The 20,742-nt window shown below is 70.5% G+C and carries 22 protein-coding genes; 13 read left to right on the top strand and 9 right to left on the bottom strand.

From position 1 onward, the window contains the following. Positions 1-58: 58 nt before the first annotated feature. The gene (locus ACQP00_RS04835; RefSeq protein ID WP_433214894.1) at positions 59-619 is read right to left on the bottom strand and encodes a TIGR00730 family Rossman fold protein; all 561 of its coding nucleotides are present in this window, start codon (positions 617-619) and stop codon (positions 59-61) included. Beyond that, positions 619-1,395 carry a TIGR00730 family Rossman fold protein gene (locus ACQP00_RS04830; protein WP_433214891.1) on the bottom strand — a complete coding sequence of 259 codons (777 nt, stop codon included), beginning with the start codon at positions 1,393-1,395 and terminating at the stop codon, positions 619-621. The genes ACQP00_RS04835 and ACQP00_RS04830 overlap by 1 nt, the downstream gene beginning before the upstream one ends. Positions 1,396-1,464: 69 nt before the next feature. Between ACQP00_RS04830 and ACQP00_RS04825 the strand changes: the two genes are divergently transcribed. Then, on the top strand, positions 1,465-2,262 hold the full coding sequence (locus tag ACQP00_RS04825) for a DUF3152 domain-containing protein (protein WP_433214889.1): 798 nt from the start codon (positions 1,465-1,467) through the stop codon (positions 2,260-2,262). A 104-nt stretch (positions 2,263-2,366) separates the two neighbouring features. Next, positions 2,367-2,495 (top strand): hypothetical protein, encoded by a 129-nt coding sequence (locus tag ACQP00_RS04820; protein WP_433214886.1) that lies wholly within the window; start codon positions 2,367-2,369, stop codon positions 2,493-2,495. Here ACQP00_RS04820 and dapE read toward each other — a convergent pair. After that, positions 2,484-3,545, bottom strand: a complete 1,062-nt coding sequence (dapE, locus tag ACQP00_RS04815; protein WP_433214883.1) for a succinyl-diaminopimelate desuccinylase — start codon at positions 3,543-3,545, stop codon at positions 2,484-2,486. The genes ACQP00_RS04820 and dapE overlap by 12 nt on opposite strands. A 53-nt stretch (positions 3,546-3,598) precedes the next feature. Here dapE and ACQP00_RS04810 point away from each other — a divergent pair, with 53 nt between their 5' ends. Further along, on the top strand, positions 3,599-4,672 hold the full coding sequence (locus tag ACQP00_RS04810; protein ID WP_433214880.1) for a DapH/DapD/GlmU-related protein: 1,074 nt from the start codon (positions 3,599-3,601) through the stop codon (positions 4,670-4,672). A 144-nt stretch (positions 4,673-4,816) separates the two neighbouring features. Here ACQP00_RS04810 and dapC read toward each other — a convergent pair whose 3' ends face one another. Both dapC and fdxA read right to left on the bottom strand, forming a co-directional pair. Then, entirely contained in the window at positions 4,817-5,923 is a 1,107-nt protein-coding gene (dapC, locus tag ACQP00_RS04805; protein WP_433223698.1) for a succinyldiaminopimelate transaminase, read from the bottom strand. Then, positions 5,920-6,246 (bottom strand): ferredoxin, encoded by a 327-nt coding sequence (gene fdxA, locus ACQP00_RS04800; protein ID WP_433214877.1) that lies wholly within the window; start codon positions 6,244-6,246, stop codon positions 5,920-5,922. Before fdxA ends, dapC begins: the two co-directional genes overlap by 4 nt. A gap of 108 nt (positions 6,247-6,354) precedes the next feature. Between fdxA and ACQP00_RS04795 the strand changes: the two genes are divergently transcribed. Beyond that, positions 6,355-7,320, top strand: coding sequence for a GNAT family N-acetyltransferase (locus ACQP00_RS04795; RefSeq protein ID WP_433214874.1), 966 nt, complete (start codon positions 6,355-6,357; stop codon positions 7,318-7,320). 19 nt (positions 7,321-7,339) lie between these two features. Here the strand turns inward: ACQP00_RS04795 and ACQP00_RS04790 are convergent, their stop codons facing one another. The 3 genes from ACQP00_RS04790 to mshB all read right to left on the bottom strand — a co-directional run bounded on the left by ACQP00_RS04790 (position 7,340) and on the right by mshB (position 9,532). Then, entirely contained in the window at positions 7,340-7,804 is a 465-nt protein-coding gene (locus ACQP00_RS04790) for a hypothetical protein (RefSeq protein WP_433214871.1), read from the bottom strand. A gap of 205 nt (positions 7,805-8,009) precedes the next feature. Further along, positions 8,010-8,579 carry a hypothetical protein gene (locus tag ACQP00_RS04785; protein WP_433214868.1) on the bottom strand — a complete coding sequence of 190 codons (570 nt, stop codon included), beginning with the start codon at positions 8,577-8,579 and terminating at the stop codon, positions 8,010-8,012. Continuing rightward, positions 8,576-9,532, bottom strand: coding sequence for an N-acetyl-1-D-myo-inositol-2-amino-2-deoxy-alpha-D-glucopyranoside deacetylase (gene mshB, locus ACQP00_RS04780; protein WP_433223696.1), 957 nt, complete (start codon positions 9,530-9,532; stop codon positions 8,576-8,578). Before mshB ends, ACQP00_RS04785 begins: the two co-directional genes overlap by 4 nt. A 192-nt stretch (positions 9,533-9,724) precedes the next feature. Between mshB and ACQP00_RS04775 the strand changes: the two genes are divergently transcribed. Beyond that, positions 9,725-11,830 carry a prolyl oligopeptidase family serine peptidase gene (locus ACQP00_RS04775; RefSeq protein WP_433214865.1) on the top strand — a complete coding sequence of 702 codons (2,106 nt, stop codon included), beginning with the start codon at positions 9,725-9,727 and terminating at the stop codon, positions 11,828-11,830. Here ACQP00_RS04775 and ACQP00_RS04770 read toward each other — a convergent pair. Further along, a complete protein-coding gene (locus ACQP00_RS04770; RefSeq protein ID WP_433214862.1) occupies positions 11,799-12,674 on the bottom strand; it encodes a hypothetical protein in 876 nt (291 codons plus the stop codon). The genes ACQP00_RS04775 and ACQP00_RS04770 overlap by 32 nt on opposite strands. A 68-nt stretch (positions 12,675-12,742) precedes the next feature. Here ACQP00_RS04770 and ACQP00_RS04765 point away from each other — a divergent pair, with 68 nt between their 5' ends. The 8 genes from ACQP00_RS04765 to ACQP00_RS04730 all read left to right on the top strand — a co-directional run bounded on the left by ACQP00_RS04765 (position 12,743) and on the right by ACQP00_RS04730 (position 20,734). After that, positions 12,743-13,195, top strand: a complete 453-nt coding sequence (locus ACQP00_RS04765; protein ID WP_433214859.1) for a hypothetical protein — start codon at positions 12,743-12,745, stop codon at positions 13,193-13,195. After that, positions 13,192-14,457, top strand: coding sequence for a hypothetical protein (locus tag ACQP00_RS04760; RefSeq protein ID WP_433214856.1), 1,266 nt, complete (start codon positions 13,192-13,194; stop codon positions 14,455-14,457). The genes ACQP00_RS04765 and ACQP00_RS04760 overlap by 4 nt, the downstream gene beginning before the upstream one ends. Beyond that, a complete protein-coding gene (locus tag ACQP00_RS04755) occupies positions 14,454-15,530 on the top strand; it encodes a S8 family serine peptidase (protein WP_433214853.1) in 1,077 nt (358 codons plus the stop codon). Before ACQP00_RS04760 ends, ACQP00_RS04755 begins: the two co-directional genes overlap by 4 nt. Positions 15,531-15,540: 10 nt before the next feature. Beyond that, positions 15,541-15,825 (top strand): 4a-hydroxytetrahydrobiopterin dehydratase, encoded by a 285-nt coding sequence (locus ACQP00_RS04750; protein ID WP_433214850.1) that lies wholly within the window; start codon positions 15,541-15,543, stop codon positions 15,823-15,825. 63 nt (positions 15,826-15,888) lie between these two features. Then, entirely contained in the window at positions 15,889-17,325 is a 1,437-nt protein-coding gene (locus ACQP00_RS04745; protein ID WP_433214848.1) for a TldD/PmbA family protein, read from the top strand. After that, a complete protein-coding gene (locus ACQP00_RS04740) occupies positions 17,322-17,873 on the top strand; it encodes a hypothetical protein (RefSeq protein WP_433214845.1) in 552 nt (183 codons plus the stop codon). The genes ACQP00_RS04745 and ACQP00_RS04740 overlap by 4 nt, the downstream gene beginning before the upstream one ends. Then, positions 17,870-19,249 carry a TldD/PmbA family protein gene (locus ACQP00_RS04735; RefSeq protein WP_433214842.1) on the top strand — a complete coding sequence of 460 codons (1,380 nt, stop codon included), beginning with the start codon at positions 17,870-17,872 and terminating at the stop codon, positions 19,247-19,249. The genes ACQP00_RS04740 and ACQP00_RS04735 overlap by 4 nt, the downstream gene beginning before the upstream one ends. 663 nt (positions 19,250-19,912) lie before the next feature. Continuing rightward, positions 19,913-20,734: a hypothetical protein gene (locus tag ACQP00_RS04730; RefSeq protein ID WP_433214839.1), complete on the top strand. Its 822-nt coding sequence runs from the start codon at positions 19,913-19,915 to the stop codon at positions 20,732-20,734. Positions 20,735-20,742: the final 8 nt, after the last annotated feature.

Genomic DNA, 20,742 nt, shown 5'->3' with positions numbered 1-20,742 from the left:
GAGCCGATAGGCACGGCGAGGGCCCGCGGGGGAAGCGGTCGCGGTCACGGCGCCAATGCTATTGCCGGGACGCGCCGAGCAGTGACGCCTCGATGAGGTCCAGCGATTCGTGGACATTGCGCGAGGTGAGCAGCATCGCCAGGGCCGAGCTGCGGACGAACTCCTGCTGCGTCTTCTCCCGCAGCCAGCCCAGCAGGCCGCCGTAGAAGCCGTCGTAGTCCAGCAGCAGGATCGGCTTGCGGTGCAGGTCGAGGGTGGCCGTGGTCCAGACCTCGAACAGCTCGTCCAGCGTGCCCAGCCCGCCCGGCAGCGTGATGAAGGCGTCCGCCCGCTCGATGAGCAGCGTCTTGCGGGAGGCCATGCCGTCGGTGACAACGAGCTCGTCCGACTTGGTGTCGGCGACTTCGAGGTCCACGAGGGTCTGCGGGATCACGCCGTACGTGCGGCCGCCGCCCTCCCGCGCGCCGTCCGCGACCGCGCCCATCATGCCGACGCAGCCGCCGCCGGAGACCAGCTCGTGGCCGCGGCGGCCGATCTCCATGCCGAGGTCGTGGGCGAGGTCGAGCCAGCGCCGGTCGAGCCGCTGCGAGGAGGCGCAGAAGACACAGATCCGCGCCATCAGCTGCCGCCGCCCAGCTTGTGCTCGTCGACCTGCTCGGCCGATTCCTTGATGTGCTGCACGGCGTCCTCGACGTCGTCGGTGAGGTAGAGCAGCTGGAGGTCCTCGGGGCCGATCTTGCCGTCGGGCAGCATGGTGTTGTTGATCCAGTCGAGCAGGCCCTGCCAGTAGGCGGTACCCATGAGGACGACCGGGAAGCGGGTCACCTTGCGCGTCTGGACCAGCGTGACCGCCTCGAACAGCTCGTCCAGCGTGCCGAAGCCGCCGGGGAGCACGACGAAGGCCTGGGCGTACTTCACGAACATCGTCTTGCGTGCGAAGAAGTACCGGAAGTCGATGCCGATGTCGACCCAGTCGTTGAGGCCCTGCTCGAACGGCAGCTCGATGCCCAGGCCGATGGAGAGCCCGCCGGCGTCGGCCACGCCCTTGTTCGCGGCCTCCATGACGCCGGGGCCGCCGCCGGTGATGACCGCGTAGCCGGCCCGGGCGAGGGCGCCGCCGAGCTGCTCGCCGAGGCGGTACTCGGGGCTGTCGGGCTTGCTGCGCGCGGAGCCGAACACGCTCACCGCGGGCGGCAGGTCGGCCAGGGTGTCGAAGCCCTCGACGAACTCGCTGAGGATGCGCAGCGCGCGCCAGGCGTCCTTGGTCTTCCACTCGTGGCGCAGGTGGGAGTCCAGCAGTCGCTGATCCGCGGTGCTCGGCGGGATGGCGTCGCGTCGGAGGGTCACCATGCCCCGATGCCGCTCCCGCGGCCGGCCGCGCTTGGGCTCGCTCATGCTGTCACCGTACGTCGATCACGACCATCAGGGCCCACCGGCACGGCCTTCCCGTGGTCCAATACCGCCATGGGGAGACGGGTCTGGCTGCCGATTCTGGCGGCGTGCGCCCTTCTGGCCGGTTCTTCCCTGATTTGGTACTCCCTGAGCGCTTCCTCCGCCACCGGTTCCATGGTCGCTGAGGCGCCGTCGCCGGACCTCGCGTCCTCGCCGGCCGCTGCGGAGTCGCCGTCGGCCACCGCTCCGTCGGCCGCCGCCTCGCCGTCGCCGGCCGGGTCGCCGACGCCGGTCGTGGTGCCGGCCAAGGGCAACGGCAAGTTCGACCTCGCGGCCAGCGGCGGCGACCGGGTCGGCACCGCCGGGCACCTCGTGCACTATGTCGTCGCGACCGAGCAGGGTTCGGGCGTCGATCCGGAGGTCTTCGCGGCGGCGGTCCAGCACACCCTCGGCGACAACCGCAGCTGGATCGCGGGCGGGAAGTTCTCGTTCCAGCGGGTGCCGGCCGGCAGCGCCTCCGAGCTCACGGTGCACCTGGCCACGCCGTCGACCACCGACACCATGTGCGCGAAGCGCGGCGTGCGGACCAAGGGCGAGGTCTCCTGCCGCGGCGGGCGGGACGTGATCATCAACCTGAAGCGCTGGCTGCTCGGCGTCGCGTGGTATCCGAGCCTCGCGGCGTACCGCGACATGGTCGTCAACCACGAGGTCGGCCACTTCCTCGGCAACGGCCACGCGATCTGCCCGCGCAAGGGCGCGCCCGCCCCGGTCATGGCCCGCCAGTCGTTCGGGCTGGAGGGCTGCGTCGCCAACGCCTGGCCCTATCCGGACGGTAAGACCTTCGTCACAGGTCCACCCGCGCCGCGATGATCGGACATTCTCGGTAGGAAAACGGGTGCAGAGCGCAACGTTTCCGCCTACCGTCGCGTCCTACCCGATATACCGGTGGTCACGGCGTGGGGGGTGTGACCGACATGACACGTACCGATCAAGATCGTCAGAAGCGGCAGATGAACCGGCGGATCCGCGAGGTGCTCGCGGTCCGGCGGATGCTGCGCACGCTCGACCCAACCGCCGAGGAGCAGCCGCCCTCAGCCCCGTAGCCAGCGGCGCAGCACTTCGGCCCCCTCGGTGATCTTGTCGATCTCGACGTGCTCGTCCTGCTTGTGCGCGAGGTTGGGGTCGCCCGGGCCGAAGTTCAGGCCGGGGATGCCCAGCACCGCGAAGCGGGCCACGTCGGTCCAGCCGAGCTTGGCCCGCGGCGGCTTGCCGATCGCGCCGAGCAGCTCCTGCGCGGCGGGCGCGTCCAGGCCGGGCCGCGCGCCGGGGGCCGAGTCGACGAACTCGAGCTCGAACCCATCCAGTACCTCACGCACGTGCGCCTCGGCCGCCGCCTCGTCCCGGTCCGGCGCGAACCGGAAGTTGACCTCGACCTCGCAGCCGTCCGGGATCACGTTGCCGGCCACGCCGCCGGAGATCCGCACCGCGTTCAGCCCCTCGTGGAACTCGCAGCCGTCGACCACGACCGTGCGGGCCTCGTACTCCGCCAGCCGCCGCAGGATCGGCGCCGCCTTGTGGATGGCGTTCTCCCCCAGCCACGACCGGGCCGAGTGGGCGCGCTTGCCGGAGGTCCGGGCCAGGATGCGCTGGGTGCCCTGGCAGCCGCCCTCGATCAGGCCGTGGGTCGGCTCCAGCAGCACCGCGAACGAGGCGTCGGTCAGCAGGTGCGGGCTGCGCCTGGCCAGGATGTTCAGCCCGTTGCGCGCGGAGTCGACCTCCTCGCACTCGTAGAAGACGTACGTCACGTCGTGCCGCGGCTCCGCCTCGGTCACCGCCAGGTGCAGGGCGATCGCGGTGCCGGCCTTCATGTCGGCGGTGCCGCAGCCCCACAGCAGGTTGCCCTCGGTCCGCGACGGGAAGTTGTCGTGCAGCGGCACGGTGTCGAGGTGCCCGGCGAGCACCACCCGCTGGGCCCGGTTGAGCTCGGTCCGCGCGACGATCGTGTGCCCGAAGCGCTCGACCTTGAGCGCGGTGCCGGCCAGCGCCTCCTCCACGCGGTCGGCGATCTCGGCCTCGTTGCCGGAGACCGACTCGATGTCGACGAGCGCCCGGGTCAGGGCCACGGGATCGGTGAGAGTGGCGCGCGTGAGCATGACTCGACCTTAGTCGGACGGGCGATCGAGCGCGTGCGGTAGCGTTCGACCACGTGACGACCGCACACATCGACTCGCCCGCGTGGGGGCTTGGCCTGGCCACCGTGACCGCCTCCGGCCAGGTGCTGGACGCCTGGTTCCCGGCCGGCAACCTCGGCCTCGGCCCCGCACCCTTCGCCTCGGCCGACGCGACCGCGACCGGGCTCGACCCGGCCACGTCCGCCGCCGCGACCGCCGCCTCCGTCCTCGATCCCGGCAGCGCGGCCGCCGCGGTCTCCGCCGCCGTGGCCGCCTCCGGCCCGACCGGCGTCGGTACGCAGTTCGCGGACCTGCCCGAGGGCGACGGCCCGCTCGGCTCGCGCACCGAGGTGGTGCGGGTGGAGATCGGCTCGCTCGGCGACGCGCCGGGCAGCACGGCCGAGGCGTACCTGCGGCTGCACCTGCTGTCGCACCGCATCATCCGGCCGCACCAGGCCAACCTCGACGGCCTGTTCGGGCTGCTGCCCAACGTCGCCTGGACCTCGGCCGGCCCGTGCCTGCCCGAGCAGGTCGACGAGCTGCGCGTGGCCGAGCGCCGGGCCGGCCGCCGGCTCAACATCTTCGGCGTCGACAAGTTCCCGCGCATGGTCGACTACGTGACCCCGTCGGGCGTACGCATCGCCGACGCCGACCGGGTCCGCCTCGGCGCGCACCTCGCCCCCGGCACGACCGTCATGCACGAGGGCTTCGTCAACTTCAACGCCGGCACCCTCGGCAACTCCATGGTCGAGGGCCGCATCTCAGCCGGCGTCGTGGTCGGCGACGGCACCGACGTCGGCGGCGGCTCGTCGATCATGGGCACCCTCTCCGGCGGCGGCAAGGAGACCATCGCCCTGGGCGAGCGCTGCCTGCTCGGCGCCAACGCGGGCATCGGCATCTCGCTGGGCGACGACTGCGTGGTCGAGGCCGGCTGCTACATCACGGCGGGCTCCAAGCTGACCCTGCCGGACGGCCGCGTGGTGAAGGCCCGCGAGCTCTCGGGCGTGCCGAACCTGCTGTACATCCGCAACTCGGTCTCGGGCCGCTTGGAGGTCCGCGAGCGCCAGGGTCGCGGGATCGAGCTGAACGCCGCGCTGCACGCGAACTGATCGCTTCCTTTCGGGCGGGTCCTTTTGGGCCCGCCCGTTTTGGCATGATATGTCGGGCGCTGACGCGCCGCGACATATCCGGATTTATACCCCGACAGGGGACATGTCGCTTTCAAGCTGCGCAGCGATCTTCATAGCCGCAGGTCAGAGCCGCGATGCCGCCGAATCGACGCGCTCGTCGGTGGCCGTGAGCGCCACCCGGACGTACTCCGCGCCCGCCGGACCGTAGAACGCCCCCGGCGCCGCCAGGATCCCGCGCTCGGCGAGCCATTCGACGGTGGTCCAGGAGTCCTCGCCGCGGGTCAGCCAGAGGTACAGGCCGGCCTCGGAGTGCTCGACGGTGAACCCCGCACGCTGGAAGGCCTCGCGGAGGACGGCGCGGCGCCGGGAGTACCGTTGCCGCTGTTCTTGCACGTGTCCCTCGTCCCCGAGGGCGGCGATCATCGCGGCCTGCACCGGTGCGGGCACGATCATGCCGGCGTGCTTGCGTGCGGCGAGGACCTCGTCGATGAGTGCGGGGTCGCCGGCCACGAACCCGGCGCGGTAACCGGCGAGGTTCGAGCGCTTCGAGAGCGAGTGCACGGCGAGGACCCCGTCGAAGTTCCCGTCGCAGACCGACAGGATCGACACGGGCTCCGACTCCCAGGGCAGCGGCAGGTAGCACTCGTCGCTGACCACGATCGCGCCGCGCTCGCGGGCCCAGGTCACGACCTTGCGCAGGTGCGCCTCGGGCAGCACCTTGCCGGTCGGGTTGGACGGCGAGTTGACCCACACCATGCTGATCCGCTGCGGCCCGAGGGCGGTGAGCGAGTCGGCCCGCACCACGCGCGCGCCGGCGAGCAGGACGCCGACCTCGTACGTCGGGTAGCACACCTGCGGAATCACCACGGTGTCGCCCTCGCCCAGCCCGAGCAGCGTCGGCAGCCAGGCGACGAGCTCCTTGGAGCCGATCGTGGGCAGTACGCCGAAATCCTGGGACGCCGGCCCGCACGAGCGCGTCACCCAGTCCCGGATCGCCTCGCGCAGGCGTGGGGTGCCGGCGGTCAGCGGGTACCCCGGCGCGTCCGACGCCTCGGCCAGCGCCGCCCGGATCAGCGGGGGCACCGGGTCGACCGGCGTGCCGATCGAGAGGTCGACGAGGCCGTCGGGGTGGCGGGACGCGGTGGCCTTGGCCGGCTCGAGCCGGTCCCAGGGAAAGTCGGGAAGCCCGGCCGCGAGTGCGCGCCGGGCCCCGAAAGCCGTGCCGGTCAGTGTTCGCGCTCCTGCGGCGGGAGGGAGGCCACGAACGGCGCGTCCTTCTCGATCTTGCCGACCTTCGACGCGCCGCCGGGCGAGCCGAGGTCGTCGAAGAACGCGTAGTTGGCGCCGGTGAAGTCTTTCCACTTCTCCGGGACGTCGTCCTCGTAGAAGATCGCCTCGACCGGGCACACCGGCTCGCAGGCGCCGCAGTCCACGCACTCATCCGGGTGGATGTAGAGCATGCGGTTGCCCTCGTAGATGCAGTCGACAGGGCACTCCTCGATGCAGGCCTTGTCGAGCAGGTCCACGCAAGGTTCGGCGATGATGTATGTCACGGGTCGCCCTCTTTCGCGCCTGAGGCTGCCAGCCTGGGGCTGGCAAGCCCCGCCGCATCCCTACCGCGGCGGTACGAGCCTAGTATCCAGGTTCACGGGAGGTCGATCGTGCTCGGGCCACAACATGTGGGACAACGCGTTGTGGTACGCCGAATCGTCGGGATGCGCGACGCACGACCCGTGTTTTCGGACATTCTGGGCCAACTTCTTGAAGCGACCGAGACGCATATCACAGTCCGTGCCCGCACCGGCGCGGTGCGCGTTCCATTGCATGAGATCGTCCGGGCCAAGCCGGTCCCGCCGCGCCGCCGTTTCACCCCCACGGAGGCCCTCGAAGCGGCCGCCGCCCAGGGCTGGCCGGCCCGCGAGCAGTTCCGCCTCGGCGACTGGCTCCTGCGCGCGACCGACGGGTGGACCCAGCGCGGCAACTCGGTGCTGGCGATCGGCTCCCCCGACCTGCCGACGGGCGAGGCGATCGATTTCGTGCGGCATTGGTACCTTGCGCGCTCCCTCACCCCCGCCTTCTCCATCCCGGTGCCGCTCTTCCAACGCCTCGACGCCGAACTGGAGCACCGCGGCTGGACGGCGATGCCGGTCTCGCAAGTGATGACGATCGCGCTCGCGAAACTGACCGCAGCCGTCCCGGTCCGCGCCGACGAGCCCACGGGACGCTTGGAGCTGGCCACCGAGCCCACCGCGGCGTGGCTGGCATCGGTCGCGGGGCGCAAGGGCGAGCTGCCGGAGTCGGCGCTGCACGTGCTGACGGCGGTGCGGCACGTGCGATTCGCCCACTGGTACGACGAAGCCGGCGCCCTCCTCGGCACCGCCCGCGGCTGCGTGGCCGACGACGACTCCCGCTGGCTGGGCCTGTCCCTGATCGGTGTGGACGAAAGCATGCGCCGCCGCGGCCTGGCCCAGCGCATGATGGCGGCCCTGGCCGAATGGGCGCTCACGGTCGGCGCGCGCGACGTCTACCTGCAGGTGGAGCAGCGCAACACGGCCGCCGTGGCGCTGTACGAGCGCCTCGGCTTCACCGTGGACCACGCCTACTCGAGCCGCCGCCTGCTGACCTAGGGCCTCGGCAGGACAGGGCCTAGCGGCGGACGGCCTTGCGGGGCTTGGTGTCGGTGCGCTCGATGTACCGCTTCCAGGACTGCGACTTATAGTCCAGCCCGGTCGTCATCAGGATCCCGAGCCCGATCACCGCGCCGATCGCCGACAGCCCGACGAAGTAGAAGAACTGGCGGAACACCAGTCCCACGCCGTTCTCGAACGGGCCCACGCCGGACACGAACGGGCCGATCAGCACCGCGAACAGGCAGGCGACCACGACGGCCAGCCCGAGCTCGCCGACGACGCGGATCATCGGGACGCGCCGGCCGTACCAGAAGGCGACCGGAATCATCACCGCCCCCACCGCGAACAGCGCCCACAGGCCGATGGTGATCTGCTTGGCGTCATCGTCGCCGGCCGCGAGCCGCACCACGAGCCGCGCGATGACATTGACCACGAAGAGGCCCGCCGCGACGAGCCCGACGGGCAACCACCGCTCCTTCATCGCCAGCCTCCGTCATGACTAGTTCCCCGATTCGCCGAACCCTGGCAATCCCGGCGCGGGAACGTGTTTACCCGTCTACACTGCGTGCGCGCAAGACCTGCCGCCTCAAAGTTCGCTGAACCCCGTCTTCCCGACACTTGACCGCGCGCACGAGCCCGCGCACACAACCCGGCCCGAGGCGCCCACCCACCACGGGCCGGAACCGTCAGGGCGCGGCCGGCGCAGGCGGAGCGGCATCCGGCGCCCGAGGCGGAACAGGCCGCGGCCGCATCGACGAGATGTAGATGCCGATGGCGAACGCGAGCGGCCCCGCGAACAACGTCATCAGCCCCACCCAGTTGTCCTCGGTGATGATCAGGTCACCCTCGGACGTACGCCCGGCCGCGAGAATCCACACCACGCACCACCCCGCCGCCGGCAGCAGCGCGGCCAGCCGGCTCCGCGTGGTGGTGAACGCGAACCACCCCAGCAGCGGATTCGTCACGACCGCCATGAGCAGCGACACCGGCACCCGGACCCCGTGCACGCGCAACGGCGAGTAGAGCGCCTCCACGATCGCCAGCCCGATCCCCAGCAGCGTGGCCACGATCAGCCCGCCGACCGTGATCGCGATGTCGAAGGCCCGCTCCAGCTCCGGCGAGAGCCGCCTCCGGGGCGGCGCCGCCTCGACCTCCGGCCAGACCACGCCCGCCGACTCCAGGGGCTGCTCCAACGCGGGAGACAGCGCCGGCGCCACCGGAGCGGGCCGCGGCGGCCCGTTGCGCTTCGCGCTCACGACGCCCCCGGCTCCAGCCCCGCCGACCCCAGCGCCGAGGTCCCCAGCACCGCGTGCGACGCCTCGGACGCCTCCAGCCCCGCGGAGCCCAGCGCCGCCGTCTCCACCCCCGCCCGCGGCTCGGGCGCCCGCACCGCGTCCGGCACGTCGAGCCCCGCGAACAGGTCCTCTTCCCAGCCGAACGGCCCCACGCCGGGCCCCTTGGTGCCGCGGGCCAGCTGGTAATACTCCACACCCATGAACTCGGCGCCGAAGTTCCCCGCGATCGAGAACAGCCACGACGACGGCGGGATCTGCGTGGCGTGCGCCTTGAGGGCGGCGGTCTTCTCCTCCGCGTACTCGTGGGCGTCCACCCGCGCCGCGATGTCCTCGTCCGCGGTGCCGAAGGGCAGGTCCTCCGGCCGCTCGATCTCGGCGAACGGGTTGTCGGAGGAGCCGCGGAACTGCTCCATGCCGGCCATCAGGACCGAACGGGGTACAGCAGTCCAGTACACCTTGGAAGGCCCTATGCCCTCGGCCTCGGCGAGCTCGACGGCGCGGGTCAGCACGCGGTGGGCCTGGATGTGGTCGGGGTGGCCGTAGAAGCCGTTGGGGTCGTAGGTGACCGCGACCTGCGGGCGGGTCTCCCGGATCACCTCGAGCAACAGGCCGGCGGCCACGTCGAGATCGGCGCCCCAGAAGGCGCGCGGGTGCTTGTTGGCCGGGGTGTCCATCATCCCGGAGTCGCGGTAGCGCCCGGCCCCGCCGAGGAAGCGGTGGTCGGTCACGCCCAGGTGGCGACAGGCGGCGTCGAGCTCGGCGATGCGGTAGCCGCCGAGCTGGTCCCCCTCGGCGGCGGCGATCCCGGCCAGCGCGGGCACGTGGATCTCGCCCTCCTCGCCGAGGGTGCAGGTCACGAGGGTGACATGGGCGCCTTCGGCCGCGTAGCGGGCCATGGACGCGCCGGTCCCCATCGACTCGTCGTCGGGGTGTGCATGGACGAACAGGATGCTCCGTGCGCTCACGGGGGCAACTCTACGGCCTGCCTCTGACACTTTTCCCAACCGCCACGTCGGGCGTGAGCATCCGCATACCAAGAGTGACGACAATCCTCGGTTCCGGCCCAATCACATGACAATCCGGCGGGCAGGAGTCAACATTCCGGGGTGGACTATCCGGAGTTGGCCGCGCGAACCCGACGTTTCTCCTACGGCGCACCCCGTGCCGTGACGGTGAGCCCGGACGGGGCTCGGGTGATCTTCCTGCGCTCGTCCGGCCCCGAGGACCCCAGCGACGCGCTGTGGGTCTTCGACGTCGCCGCGCGCTCCGAGCGCTGCCTGGCCGACCCGGCGGCGCTGCTGCGCGACCAGCCCGACCTGCCGCCGGCCGAGCGCGCGCTGCGCGAGCGGCTGCGCCTGTCCGCGGGCGGGATCGGCTCCTTCGCGCTGGACGGCGCCGGGGTGCTGGCCGTCTTCGCGCTCGGAGGCCGGCTGTTCCGCGCCGACCTGCTCACCGGTGACATCACCGAGATCGACACCGCGGGACCGGTCGTCGACCCCCGCCTCGACCCGACCGGGCGCCGGATCGCCTACGTCACGGGTGGTGCCCTGCGCGTGATCGACGTCGACGGCACCGATGCCGTGCTGGCCGGCGAGGAGGGCGTGACCTGGGGCCTCGCCGAGTTCATCGGCGCCGAGGAATTTTACCGATTCCGTGGGTACTGGTGGTCGCCCGACGGCCGCAGCATCCTCACCTCCCGCGTGGACGAGTCCCGCGTCCCACGGTGGCACCTGCACGACCCGTCGCTGCCCGAGCAGCCGCCGACCACGATCGCGTACCCGCACGCGGGCGCGTCCAACGCCAAGGTCACGCTGCACGTGCTCGACCTCGACGGCGGCTGGGTGGACGTGCACTGGGACCGGGAGACGTACCCGTACCTCGTCGCGGCGAGCTGGTCCGAACAGGGCGGCCCGCTGCTCGCCGTGCTGCGCAGGCTGCAACAGCACGGCCTCGTGATCGCGGTCGACCCGCGCACCGGCGAGACGCAGGTCCACGCCGAGCTCGCCGACCCGCGCTGGGTCGAGCCGGTCCCCGGCACCCCCACCCACCTGGCCGACGGCCGCGTGCTGGTCGGCGGCGAGCTCGCCCACGACGGTTACGACGCCCGCTGCCTGTTCGCCGACGGCAGCCTCATGACCCCACCCAACTTGTACGTCCGGAGGGTCGCCGGCCGCCTCGACGGGGACCTCATCGTGGAGGCCAGCGAGGGCGAACCGAGCGAGCAGCACATCTTCCACATCCCGGTGACCCAGTCCAGCCCGCGCGCGACGCGCCTGACCAACGAGCCGGGCTGGCACGTGGCCCAGGCGGCCGGCCGCACCGTCGTCATCGGCTCGCAGACCCTGGAGCGCCCGGGCTGGGAGCACCGGATCCTCCACAACGGCGACCAGATCGGCACCATCGACTCGTACGCCGCCCAGCCGCCCTTCGCCCCGCGGCCCGCTCTGGAGCGCGTGACCGATCGGCGGGTTCCGGCCGGTGTGCTGTACCCACGAAACCATGTGACGGGACGTCGACTGCCGGTGCTGGTGGCCATCTACGGCGGCCCCGGCCACCAGGAGGTCGTCGCCGCGCGGGCGCGCTGGCTGGAAAAGCAGTGGTGGGCGGACCAGGGCTTCGCGGTCGTATCGATCGACAACCGAGGCACCCCCGGCGTCGCGCCGAGCTTCGACAAGGCCATCCACCGCCGCTTCTCCGACGTCATCCTGGCCGACCAGGCCGACGCCCTGGAGGCCCTGGCCGGCAAGCACCCCGACCTCGACCTGGGCCGCGTCGCGATCCGCGGCTGGTCCTTCGGCGGCTGGCTGTCCGCCCTCGCGGTCCTGCGCCGCCCGGACATCTACCACTGCGCGGTGGTGGGCGCCCCGGTCACCGACTGGGCGCTGTACGACACCGCCTACACCGAGCGCTACCTGGGCCTACCCGCCGACGCCCCCGAGGTGTACGCGCACAACTCCCTCGTCGAACTCGCCGCCGAACCCCCGGTCCGCCCCGCCGACGCCCGCCCGATGCTGCTGGTCCACGGCCTGGTCGACGACAACGTGGTAGCCGCGCACACCCTGCGCCTCTCGGCCGCCCTGCTCGCCGCCGGCCGCCCGCACTCCATGATCCCGCTGACCGGCGCCACCCACATGGCCGCCGGCGGCCTGGCCGAGAAGCTCCTGCGCATCGAACTCGACTTCATCCGCCGCTCGCTGCCCCCGCAAGACTGATCACGACGTCCCCGCCGAGCCGCCCGCCCTCCGGCTCCCTCCGCACCGCCCCCGCATGCAGCAACCCCACAATGACCTTCTGCGCATCGGCGGCGCGATACACCGTGTCCGTGAGCGCGAACCGCTTCAACTCGGTCACCGTGAAACTGTTCTCGCCGAGCCGCAACAACAATTCCCGCCGCAGCGCACCGGGATTCGGCTCCAGCGAGATGTCCATGAGATGCCCCTCGGGATCGCGCGGATCCCGATAACGCACCCCGGCGTACTCGTCCAACGCCCACAATTCGCCCTTGAACGCCTCGAGACTCTTCCCCGATCGCGTCCCGAACCCGATCAGCAGTTCTTGAGAGTCCTCCTCCACCAACTCAACCCCGGCAGTCAATTCCAGCCCCGCCCGCAGCAATTCCCCGCGCTGTTGTTCCCACGTACCGGCGGGAGCGGTGAGGAGTACAAGTGCCGCTTTGAAATTCTTGTCGACGCTGTCGTCAACCATCGCGAGCAGCGGCCCACTGGCGGCCCCGGCCGCTTTCAGAACGGCACTGAAATTGGTCCCCGGAACAACGTGAACCGCCAATCCCGCAGGTGTACTGAGCTCGCGTTGCACCTCCGCCAGCCGCGCCTGCAACCCCTCGGTCCCGGGTGCCACGAACAGCAGCGTGAGCCGCCCCCGGAGCCGGTCCCCGAATTCCGCGAACGCCCGAACAGCGGCCTCGGCGGTATCGTGATCGATCCCCCGCCCGGACGCATAGAGAAACGCGGCACCATGAGGCGCATGCAAATTCCCGGGCGCCCACGTGTCAACGCAGCGCACGAGCAGTTCCCGCGTTACTGCACGTATCGACATATCGTCCTTTCTACCCCACCTGTCCCCCGCTACCGTGAGCAAGTCACCACAGACGGGGGAGGGTCACCGTGGCGAACAGCCGACAAATCAAGATCGACCACGAGGGTATGCGCGACTTCAGCGCGCAGTTGCAGAGCCTGGTTGACAAGGACATCGGGCCTACGGCGAGCGCGGTACGACACCAACTCACGGGCGCGCCGCCCTTCGGCGTCCACACGGCGAGCCCGGCCGTCCAGGCCGCAGCCCTGCGCTACTGGCACCAGATGGAGGAGGCCATTGAGTTCCTCCAGGTGCTATCGCACAACACGGGTGCCATAGCGCGAACCGCACTGGACGTCGTCACAACCTACGAGAACGCCGACATCAACTCGGTCACACAGCTGAGGTCGATCGAGGGCGGTGCATCCACCGCGCAGACAACCTCGGAACGCATCACGCTCGAGGCCGAGCGGCAGGCTGCGGAGCAGGAACGCTTCGCCATGCTCAACGAGCGCCGTCAACAACACGGGAGTGGGGCATGAGCGGGCCTTACGACGGCTACGACCTCCCGGCGCTGTGGGGAATGCTGGCGCACGAGAGTGAAGCGGTACAGGCCGAGCATCACGCAGCTTGGAATCGCAAAGAGTCGATGCTCAGGGCTCAGATCGAGAACCTCACGCGACTCCGGGCTCAGCTCGAGGCCGCGTGGCGACCGGAGCACAGTGAGGCGGCCAGGTCCTTCGCCGGCCAGGTCGGAGCGACCATCTCGGTCATGCAGCAGGCCCAACAAGCCGCGATTCGGATCCGCGACTCACATGCGGCGGTCACCGAGGCATTGCTGAACGCGAAATCGAAGATTGGGCGGTTGCGAGCGGCCTACAACGACGAGAGGGTCGCCTGGCGCGACTTCCTCCAGAGCACCCCGGGTGGCGCGCTGCTGAAAGCAATGCCGCCCGACTGGCTCCCGAATGTAGGCATACCCGATGCGGCCGCCTTTGCGGTCATGAAGATGCACCGAAATCGTTTGGACCAGCAGGCCCGCGTCATTATGGAGGAAACTGACCGACAGGTGACCACAGCCACATCCGGTCGGGCAAACATGCCGAGGTTGACGAACTTCGACGAAGGAGTCGCACCGCCCATGCCGACTCGACCGGGCGGATTCGCGAGCGGGCGCCACGTTGCCAGGCCCGAATTCAATCCGCCAGCGCCAACTGTTGCCTTGTCCGACATCGGAGAAAGCCTGGGATCAGGACCGGACACGCTCGACCCTGGACCATTCCTGACGGGCACGCCCGCGCAGGTGGCAAGTCCGGCCGTCCTGACGCCCTCGATCGGGATGCCCTCGACTCCGCCGGTTGTCCGTCCGGAACAACTCCCAGCCGCCCTATTGCCGACCACGTACGGCCCATTTGGCCCACCCATCACCCGTCCCGGTGTGATCGGCGGCCCGTCGACTCGAGGCGGCGTGACCCGGCCTGGAGCGACCGAAGGCCAGTCCGCGCGGCCTGGGGTGGCCCCGAACGGCGTGATGGGCGGCCGTCCCGCGCAGTCCGCCGTCGGCGGCGCTCGCAGACCGGCCGCAGGGGGCGTTTCCGGTCGCGCCACTCAGTCGCAGGGTCGCGTCACGGGCAGCGGCTGGCGAGACCGCAGCTATGAGGAATACACCCAACGCAGGCGACGTGAGAATCGCGACGGCAATGAAGTTTGGCCGGTGGCGGAAGGCGTCCCGCCGGTGCTCGAACCGCCGCCACCGCCGCCGCCGAACGATCCGACGCCGGGTGTGATCGGAATCGACCGTTGATTCTGCGACGGGTCGCGTTGTCTCTCGCGACGGTCGTGGCGGTCTTCACGACGACGCCCGCAGCCCGAGCCGATTCGGTACGCGACCAGCAATGGCACCTGACCTTCCTGCACATCGCTGAGGCGCATCAGATCAGCCAGGGCGAGGGTGTCCTCGTCGCCGTTGAGGACTCCGGCGTTGACGCGACTGTGCCCGAACTCTCCGGTGCGGTCGTGGCGGGAAAGGACTTCGGAGGTGGCACTCACGACGGCCGGTACGACACCGATGGCCATGGCACTGCGATGGCGACCCTGATTGCGGGCCGGGGCCGAGGTGCGGGCAACGGCGTGCTCGGCATTGCGCCGAAGGCAACGATCCTGCCGGTCCAGGTCGCCTCGTACCTCGGCTTCGGCGGGAACGCGGAGGACCTCGCCGCCGGCATCGACTACGCGGTCGAGCGCGGCGCCAAGGTCATCTCGATCTCTCTGGGCACCAACGACCTTCCGGTCATGCGGACGGCGATCCAGAAAGCCCTCGCCGCCGACGTCGTGATCGTCGCCGCGGTCGGCAACAAGCCGAAGTCGGACGACGTCGAGTTCCCAGCAAACGTTCCCGGCGTCGTGGCCGTCGGCGCCGTCGACAAGAGCGGCGAACGGGCCGCCGTGTCCGTTGCCGGGCCGGAGGTCGCGCTCGTCGCGCCCGGGACCGACATCGTGTCGCGCAACCTCGGCGGCGCGGCGCGAACGGGCACCGGAACGAGCGACTCCACGGCGATCGTGTCCGGGGCCGCGGCGCTCGTCCGATCCAAGTACCCGCAATTGAGCGGACCGGAGGTGGTACGGCGGCTCACCCTCACCGCGCAGGACAAAGGCGAACCCGGCCGCGACCCCGTTTTCGGCTACGGCGTCCTAGACATCGTCAAAGCACTCACCGCCGAAATCCCACCCGCCGCCTCACCCCAGCCGTCAGCGCCGCCGGGTGAAGGGGACGGCAAGGGCCCGGCGGTCGTCGCTGCGATCGGGGTGGCTGTCGTGGTCATGGTGTTCATTGCCGTCCTGCAGATCATCATTCGCGGGCGGCGGCAGCGGAGGTAGGTTCAGGGGCATGGCTGACGTACTCGGCAACGGCGAGGTTTCCGCGGCGCTCGAGAGGCTTGCGGGGTGGTCCGGGGATGGGCAGGGGATCGAGCGTTCGGTGACCGCTTCCTCATTCCTGGACGGGATTCGGCTGGTTGCGGAAGTCGCGCACGTGGCCGAGAACGCCGATCATCACCCGGACATCGACATTCGCTGGCGTACGGTGACGTTCCGGCTCTCGACGCACTCGGCGGGTGGGGTGACGGAGAAGGACATCGCGCTCGCGGGGCAGATCAACGAGTTGATCGGGTGAGCGAGATATCGACGTAGGGTCGTGTCCGCCCAAAGTGTCGTACCCCCTCGGTAGGGTCCAACCATGACCCACTTCGACATGGCGACCGCGGCGGTGGAGGCGGCTCTGGCGGCCGGCGCCCGGTATGCCGATGCTCGCGTGATGCACCGCCGCTCCGAGTCGATGACCGCGCGCAACGGCGAGATCGAGGATCTCAGTCAGGACGAGGACGCGGGCGTCGGGGTGCGCGCATTAGTGGGTTCGAGCTGGGGCTTTTTCGCGGTACCCGATCTGAGCCCCGCCGCCGCCAAGCGTGCCGGGGAGCGGGCGACGGCGATCGCGCGGGCCTCGGCGACGGTGCCCGGGCCGGCGGTCGACCTGGTCGACGTCGAGGCGCGGGTGGACTCCTGGGCGAGCGAGTGCGCCGTCGACCCGCTCGGGGTGGCGCTGTCGGTCAAGGGCGACCTGCTCACCGGCGCGACCGCCGAGGCGCACAAGGCGGGCGCGGACATCGCCGAGGGTCTCTACCAGATCTGGGACACGCGCAAGTGGTTCGTCTCCTCCCAGGGGCACCGCATCGACCAGCACATCCGCGAGGCGGGGGCGGGAATCTCGGCCACGGTCATCGGTGACGGCGAGACGCAGCGCCGTTCTTATCCCTCGTACCGCGGGCAGTACGGCACCCGCGGCTGGGAAATCGTCGACGAACTGGATCTCACCGCCCACGCCGCGCGCATCGCCGACGAGGCGCGGGCGCTGCTGACGGCGCCGCAATGCCCGGCGGGCGAGACGACGCTCATCCTGGGCAGCGAGCAGATGGCGCTGCAGATCCACGAGTCGGTCGGGCACGCGATCGAGCTGGACCGCATCCTGGGGTGGGAGGCGGCGTTCGCGGGCACGTCATGGCTGGACCTGGCAAAAATAAATCAGCTCCGGTACGGCTCTGAGCTCATGAACATCACGATCGACCCAACGATCCCCGGGGCCCTCGGCTCGTTCGGCTACGACGATGAGGGCACTCCGGCGCAGCAGCGTTTCGCGGTACGCGACGGGATCTGGGTCGGCACGCTCGCCGGCCGGGACTCGGCCGCGGTCGCGGGGCTGGACTACGCGGGCAGCGTGCGCGCCGACGGCTGGGCGCGCCTGCCGATGGTGCGCATGACCAATGTCGGCCTGCTGCCCGGCCCGCACACGCTGGACGAGATGATCGCCGCCACCGACGACGGCGTGCTCATGGACCTCAACCGCTCCTGGTCGATCGACGACAAGCGGCTCAACTTCCAGTTCGGCTGCGAGATCGGCTGGGAGATCAAGAACGGCAAGCGCGGCCGGATGCTCCGCAACCCGACGTACACGGGGATCGGCCCCCGCTTCTGGGGCTCGATGGACATGCTGAGCTCCGAGATCGTCTCCTGGGGCACGCCGAACTGCGGCAAGGGCCAGCCGGGACAGATCGGCCACACAGGTCACCCGGCCGCTGCGGCCCGCTTCCAGAACGTCCGCGTCGGAGTCCGCGGATGACGACGGCGCGCGAACATCGGCAACCAGCGGCCACCACGATGCAACGGGCGGCGGCAGTGATCGCGCCGGCAACGGAGGCGAGCGCTCGCAGCGCGCCGGGAACTGCGGCGCGTGGCCGCATCGCGCCAGCAACTGAGGCGCGCAATCGCATCGCGCTGGCAACGAATACGCGTGGTCGCATCGCGCCGGCAACGGATGCGGGCGGTCGGCGTTGGCCTTCGGCGTCGTCGGTGGTGTACGACCGGGCTGGATTGGCCGGCTTGTCCGCCGGTGGCGCGTTCTTCGAGCAGGACGATGCGGAGGCCTTCGCTGGCGCCGTGAACGCGCCGGCAACGGACGCGGGCAGTCGCACCGCGCCGGCAACGGAGGCGCGCGGCCGCATCGCGCCGGCACCGGAGGCGGGCAGTCGCACCGCGCCGGCAACAGAGGCGGGCCATCGCATTGCGCGAGGCACGGCAGGAACTATGGCGGCCGGACTGACGGTGACGGGCCGGGCGGCGGGACCGATTGAGGCGTACGTGGACGGGCGCTTGGGGGTGCGGCGATGAGTGTGACGGCGACCGAGACCGACCTGGCGCAGCGGGTGCTGGAGCTGGTCGGGGCCGGGATCGAGGCCGAGGTGACCGTGGAGCGGCAGGCGCTGGCGCTGACGCGGTTTGCCGGGTCGTACATCCATCAGAACGTGGCCGACGAGGTCACCGGGGTGCGGCTGCGGCTGCATGCCGACGGGCGGACGGCCAGTGCTTCGACGACGGTGGTCGACGGGCTCGAGGATCTCGTGCGGCGGACGGTCGCGTCGATGCGGCTCGCGCCCGCCGATCCGACCTGGCCTGGGCTGGCGCCGGCCGAGGCGTTGTCGTTCGGCGGGAATCTGGACGAGGAGACGGCGGCCGCGTCGCCGGATGATCGGGCGGCTCGGGTGCGGGCGTTCGTGGCGCAGGGCGAGGGGCTGGAGACGGCGGGGTACTGCCGGACGTCGTCGGCTCGGATCGTTTATGCGAACTCGGCGGGGCAGCATCTGGCCGCGGCTCGGAGCGCGGCGGCCATGGACGGGATCGCGCGGACCTCGACCTCGGACGGGCTGGCTCGGCTGGCCGCGGTGCGGATCGGGGACATCGACGGGGCGGTGCTCGGGGCGCGGGCGGCGGCCAAGGCGCGGGCCGGGCAGGACCCGGTGGAGCTGCCGCCGGGACGGTACGAGGTGGTGCTGGAGGCGGCCGCGGTCGCCGATGTGCTGCAGATGCTGGCGATGTACGGGTTCAACGCCAAGATGGTGCTCGACCGGCAGTCGTTCCTGCAGGTGGGTGAGGCGCAGTTCGACGCGGCGGTGACGCTCGTCGAGGATCCGGGGCAGCCGGATGCGACCGCCACGCCGTTCGACGCCGAGGGGACGCCGCGGCGGCGGGTGGTGCTGGTGGACGAGGGTGTGTCGGCGGCGGTGGTGCATGACCGGCGTACGGCGGCTCGGGCCGGGAACGGGGCCTCGTCGACGGGGCACGCTATTCCGGGTGGGGCCAGCTTCGGGGCGATCCCTTCGAGCCTGCGGCTGCTGCCGTCGGCGGGGGCGGCGCCGGCCGAGGTCGACGGGCCGGCGGCCGACTCCACGGTGGCGGCACTGGTCGCGGGGGTGGAGCGCGGGCTGCTGGTGACGGACAACCACTACACGCGGGTGCTCGATCCGCGGACGCTGGTGGTCACCGGGCTGACGCGCAACGGGGTGTGGCTCATCGAGGACGGGGTCATCACGACGCCGGTGCGGAACTTCCGGTTCACCCAGTCGTACCCGCAGGCGCTGGGGCCCGGTGCGGTGCTGGGGGTCGGGTCGCACGCGGTCGAGATGCCCGGGCCGTGGATGGAGACGGGCTTCGTGGCGCCGGCGGTGCGGCTGGCGTCCTGGAACTACACCGGCGGCGCCTCGGGCTGACCGGTCAAGAGCCGGCGCGGGTCTGCTGCTCGGGCCCGCGCGAACAGCGGCGATGGCATGAGCGCCGAGGCCAACGCGCCGTGAGACCGGCCAGGCCGAACCAAGGCAAGGTAAGGCAAGGCAAGGCAGACGCGCCGCTGAGGCCAACGCGCCGTGCGACCCGCCAGGCCGAACCGAGGCAAGGCAATGCAAGGCAAGGCGGCTCAAAGCGGCCAAGTCACGGCGGAGCGAGTCGACGCCACCAAAAGGCGTCGCAGCGTGCGGTGGCCCGGGCGAAGCGCGTGCACCGGGGCCCTGGAGACGCACGGCCGGAATCCCGAGCGGCTGAAGCGACCCCGCGCGCAGAGTTGATCATCGTAGTGTTCGGCGTCAAAGTGGATCAAGTGTTCGTAATTCGGGCTCAGGGTGGGTAAAAGCGAAGATCCAAGCGGCAAGTTAGGTAATGCTTACCAAAGTTTTTGATCATGTGAATGGTGTGGCCGAAGCGGGCTGAGTGAAGTTCTGCACAAGGGCGGGTCCGATTTCCGGAAGGTCTTTCCGAAGCGACTCGCTAAACGCCAGACTCCCAACGCACGTCGCTGCGGGATCGGGCGTAACGTGTGCACCGACCATAGATCGGTACATCAGAGAACTCTTCACCAGCCCGTCCAGGGAGTACTCACCATGACGACGACGCCTACCCGGCCTCGGTCAGTAGCTGGCGCGGGGGCGCGCGCAGCGATCGGCGCCAAGACATTGCGGACGGACGGGTGGCGGACCTCCCCGCTGTCCATCGCGGCGATTCTGCTGTTCTTCATCGTCTATTCGACGATCCGGATTTTCATGGCGAAGTGGTACTTCGTGGAGGCCCACGGATACCTGACCCCGTTGTACTCCCCGTGTCTGAGCGACTCGTGCGTGGACGGGTCGAGTCACTTCGGCACCCCGTTCGGCGAGTTTCCGCGGTGGCTTCCGCTCGGGCTGGCGGCGTTCCCGTTCGTGGCCGGGTTCCGGGTGACGTGCTACTACTACCGCAAGAGCGGCTACCGCTCGCTGTGGCTGTCCCCGCAGGCGTGCGCGGTGCAGGAGCCGCACAAGAAGTACAGCGGCGAGACGCGCTTCCCGCTGGTCTTCATGAACTCGCACCGCTACTTCTTCTACGTGGCGTCGCTGATCCTGCTCATCAACATCTGGGACGCGGGGCACGCGTTCAAGGGCGATGACGGCGGGTTCGGCATCGGGCTCGGGTCGCTGATCATCCTGGTCAACGTGATCGCGCTGGCCGGGTACACGGCCAGCTGCCACGCGTGCCGGCACGTCATGGGCGGGCGGCTCAAGCACTTCTCGAAGCACCCGGTGCGCTACCGGCTGTGGACGCTCATCTCCAAGCTGAACACGCGGCACGGCACCTTCGCCATGACGTCGCTGTTCACGGTCATCCTGACGGACGCGTACATCATGGCCGTGTCCGCGAACTGGATCACCGACCTTCGAATCTGGAATTAGGACCCCCC

The organism is Dactylosporangium sp. CS-047395 (genome assembly GCF_050942185.1).
In the GTDB taxonomy this organism is placed as follows: Bacteria; Actinomycetota; Actinomycetes; order Mycobacteriales; family Micromonosporaceae; genus Dactylosporangium.
The sequence above is the reverse complement of the archived record's forward strand: the minus strand, read 5'-3'. Positions and strand labels throughout refer to the sequence as shown.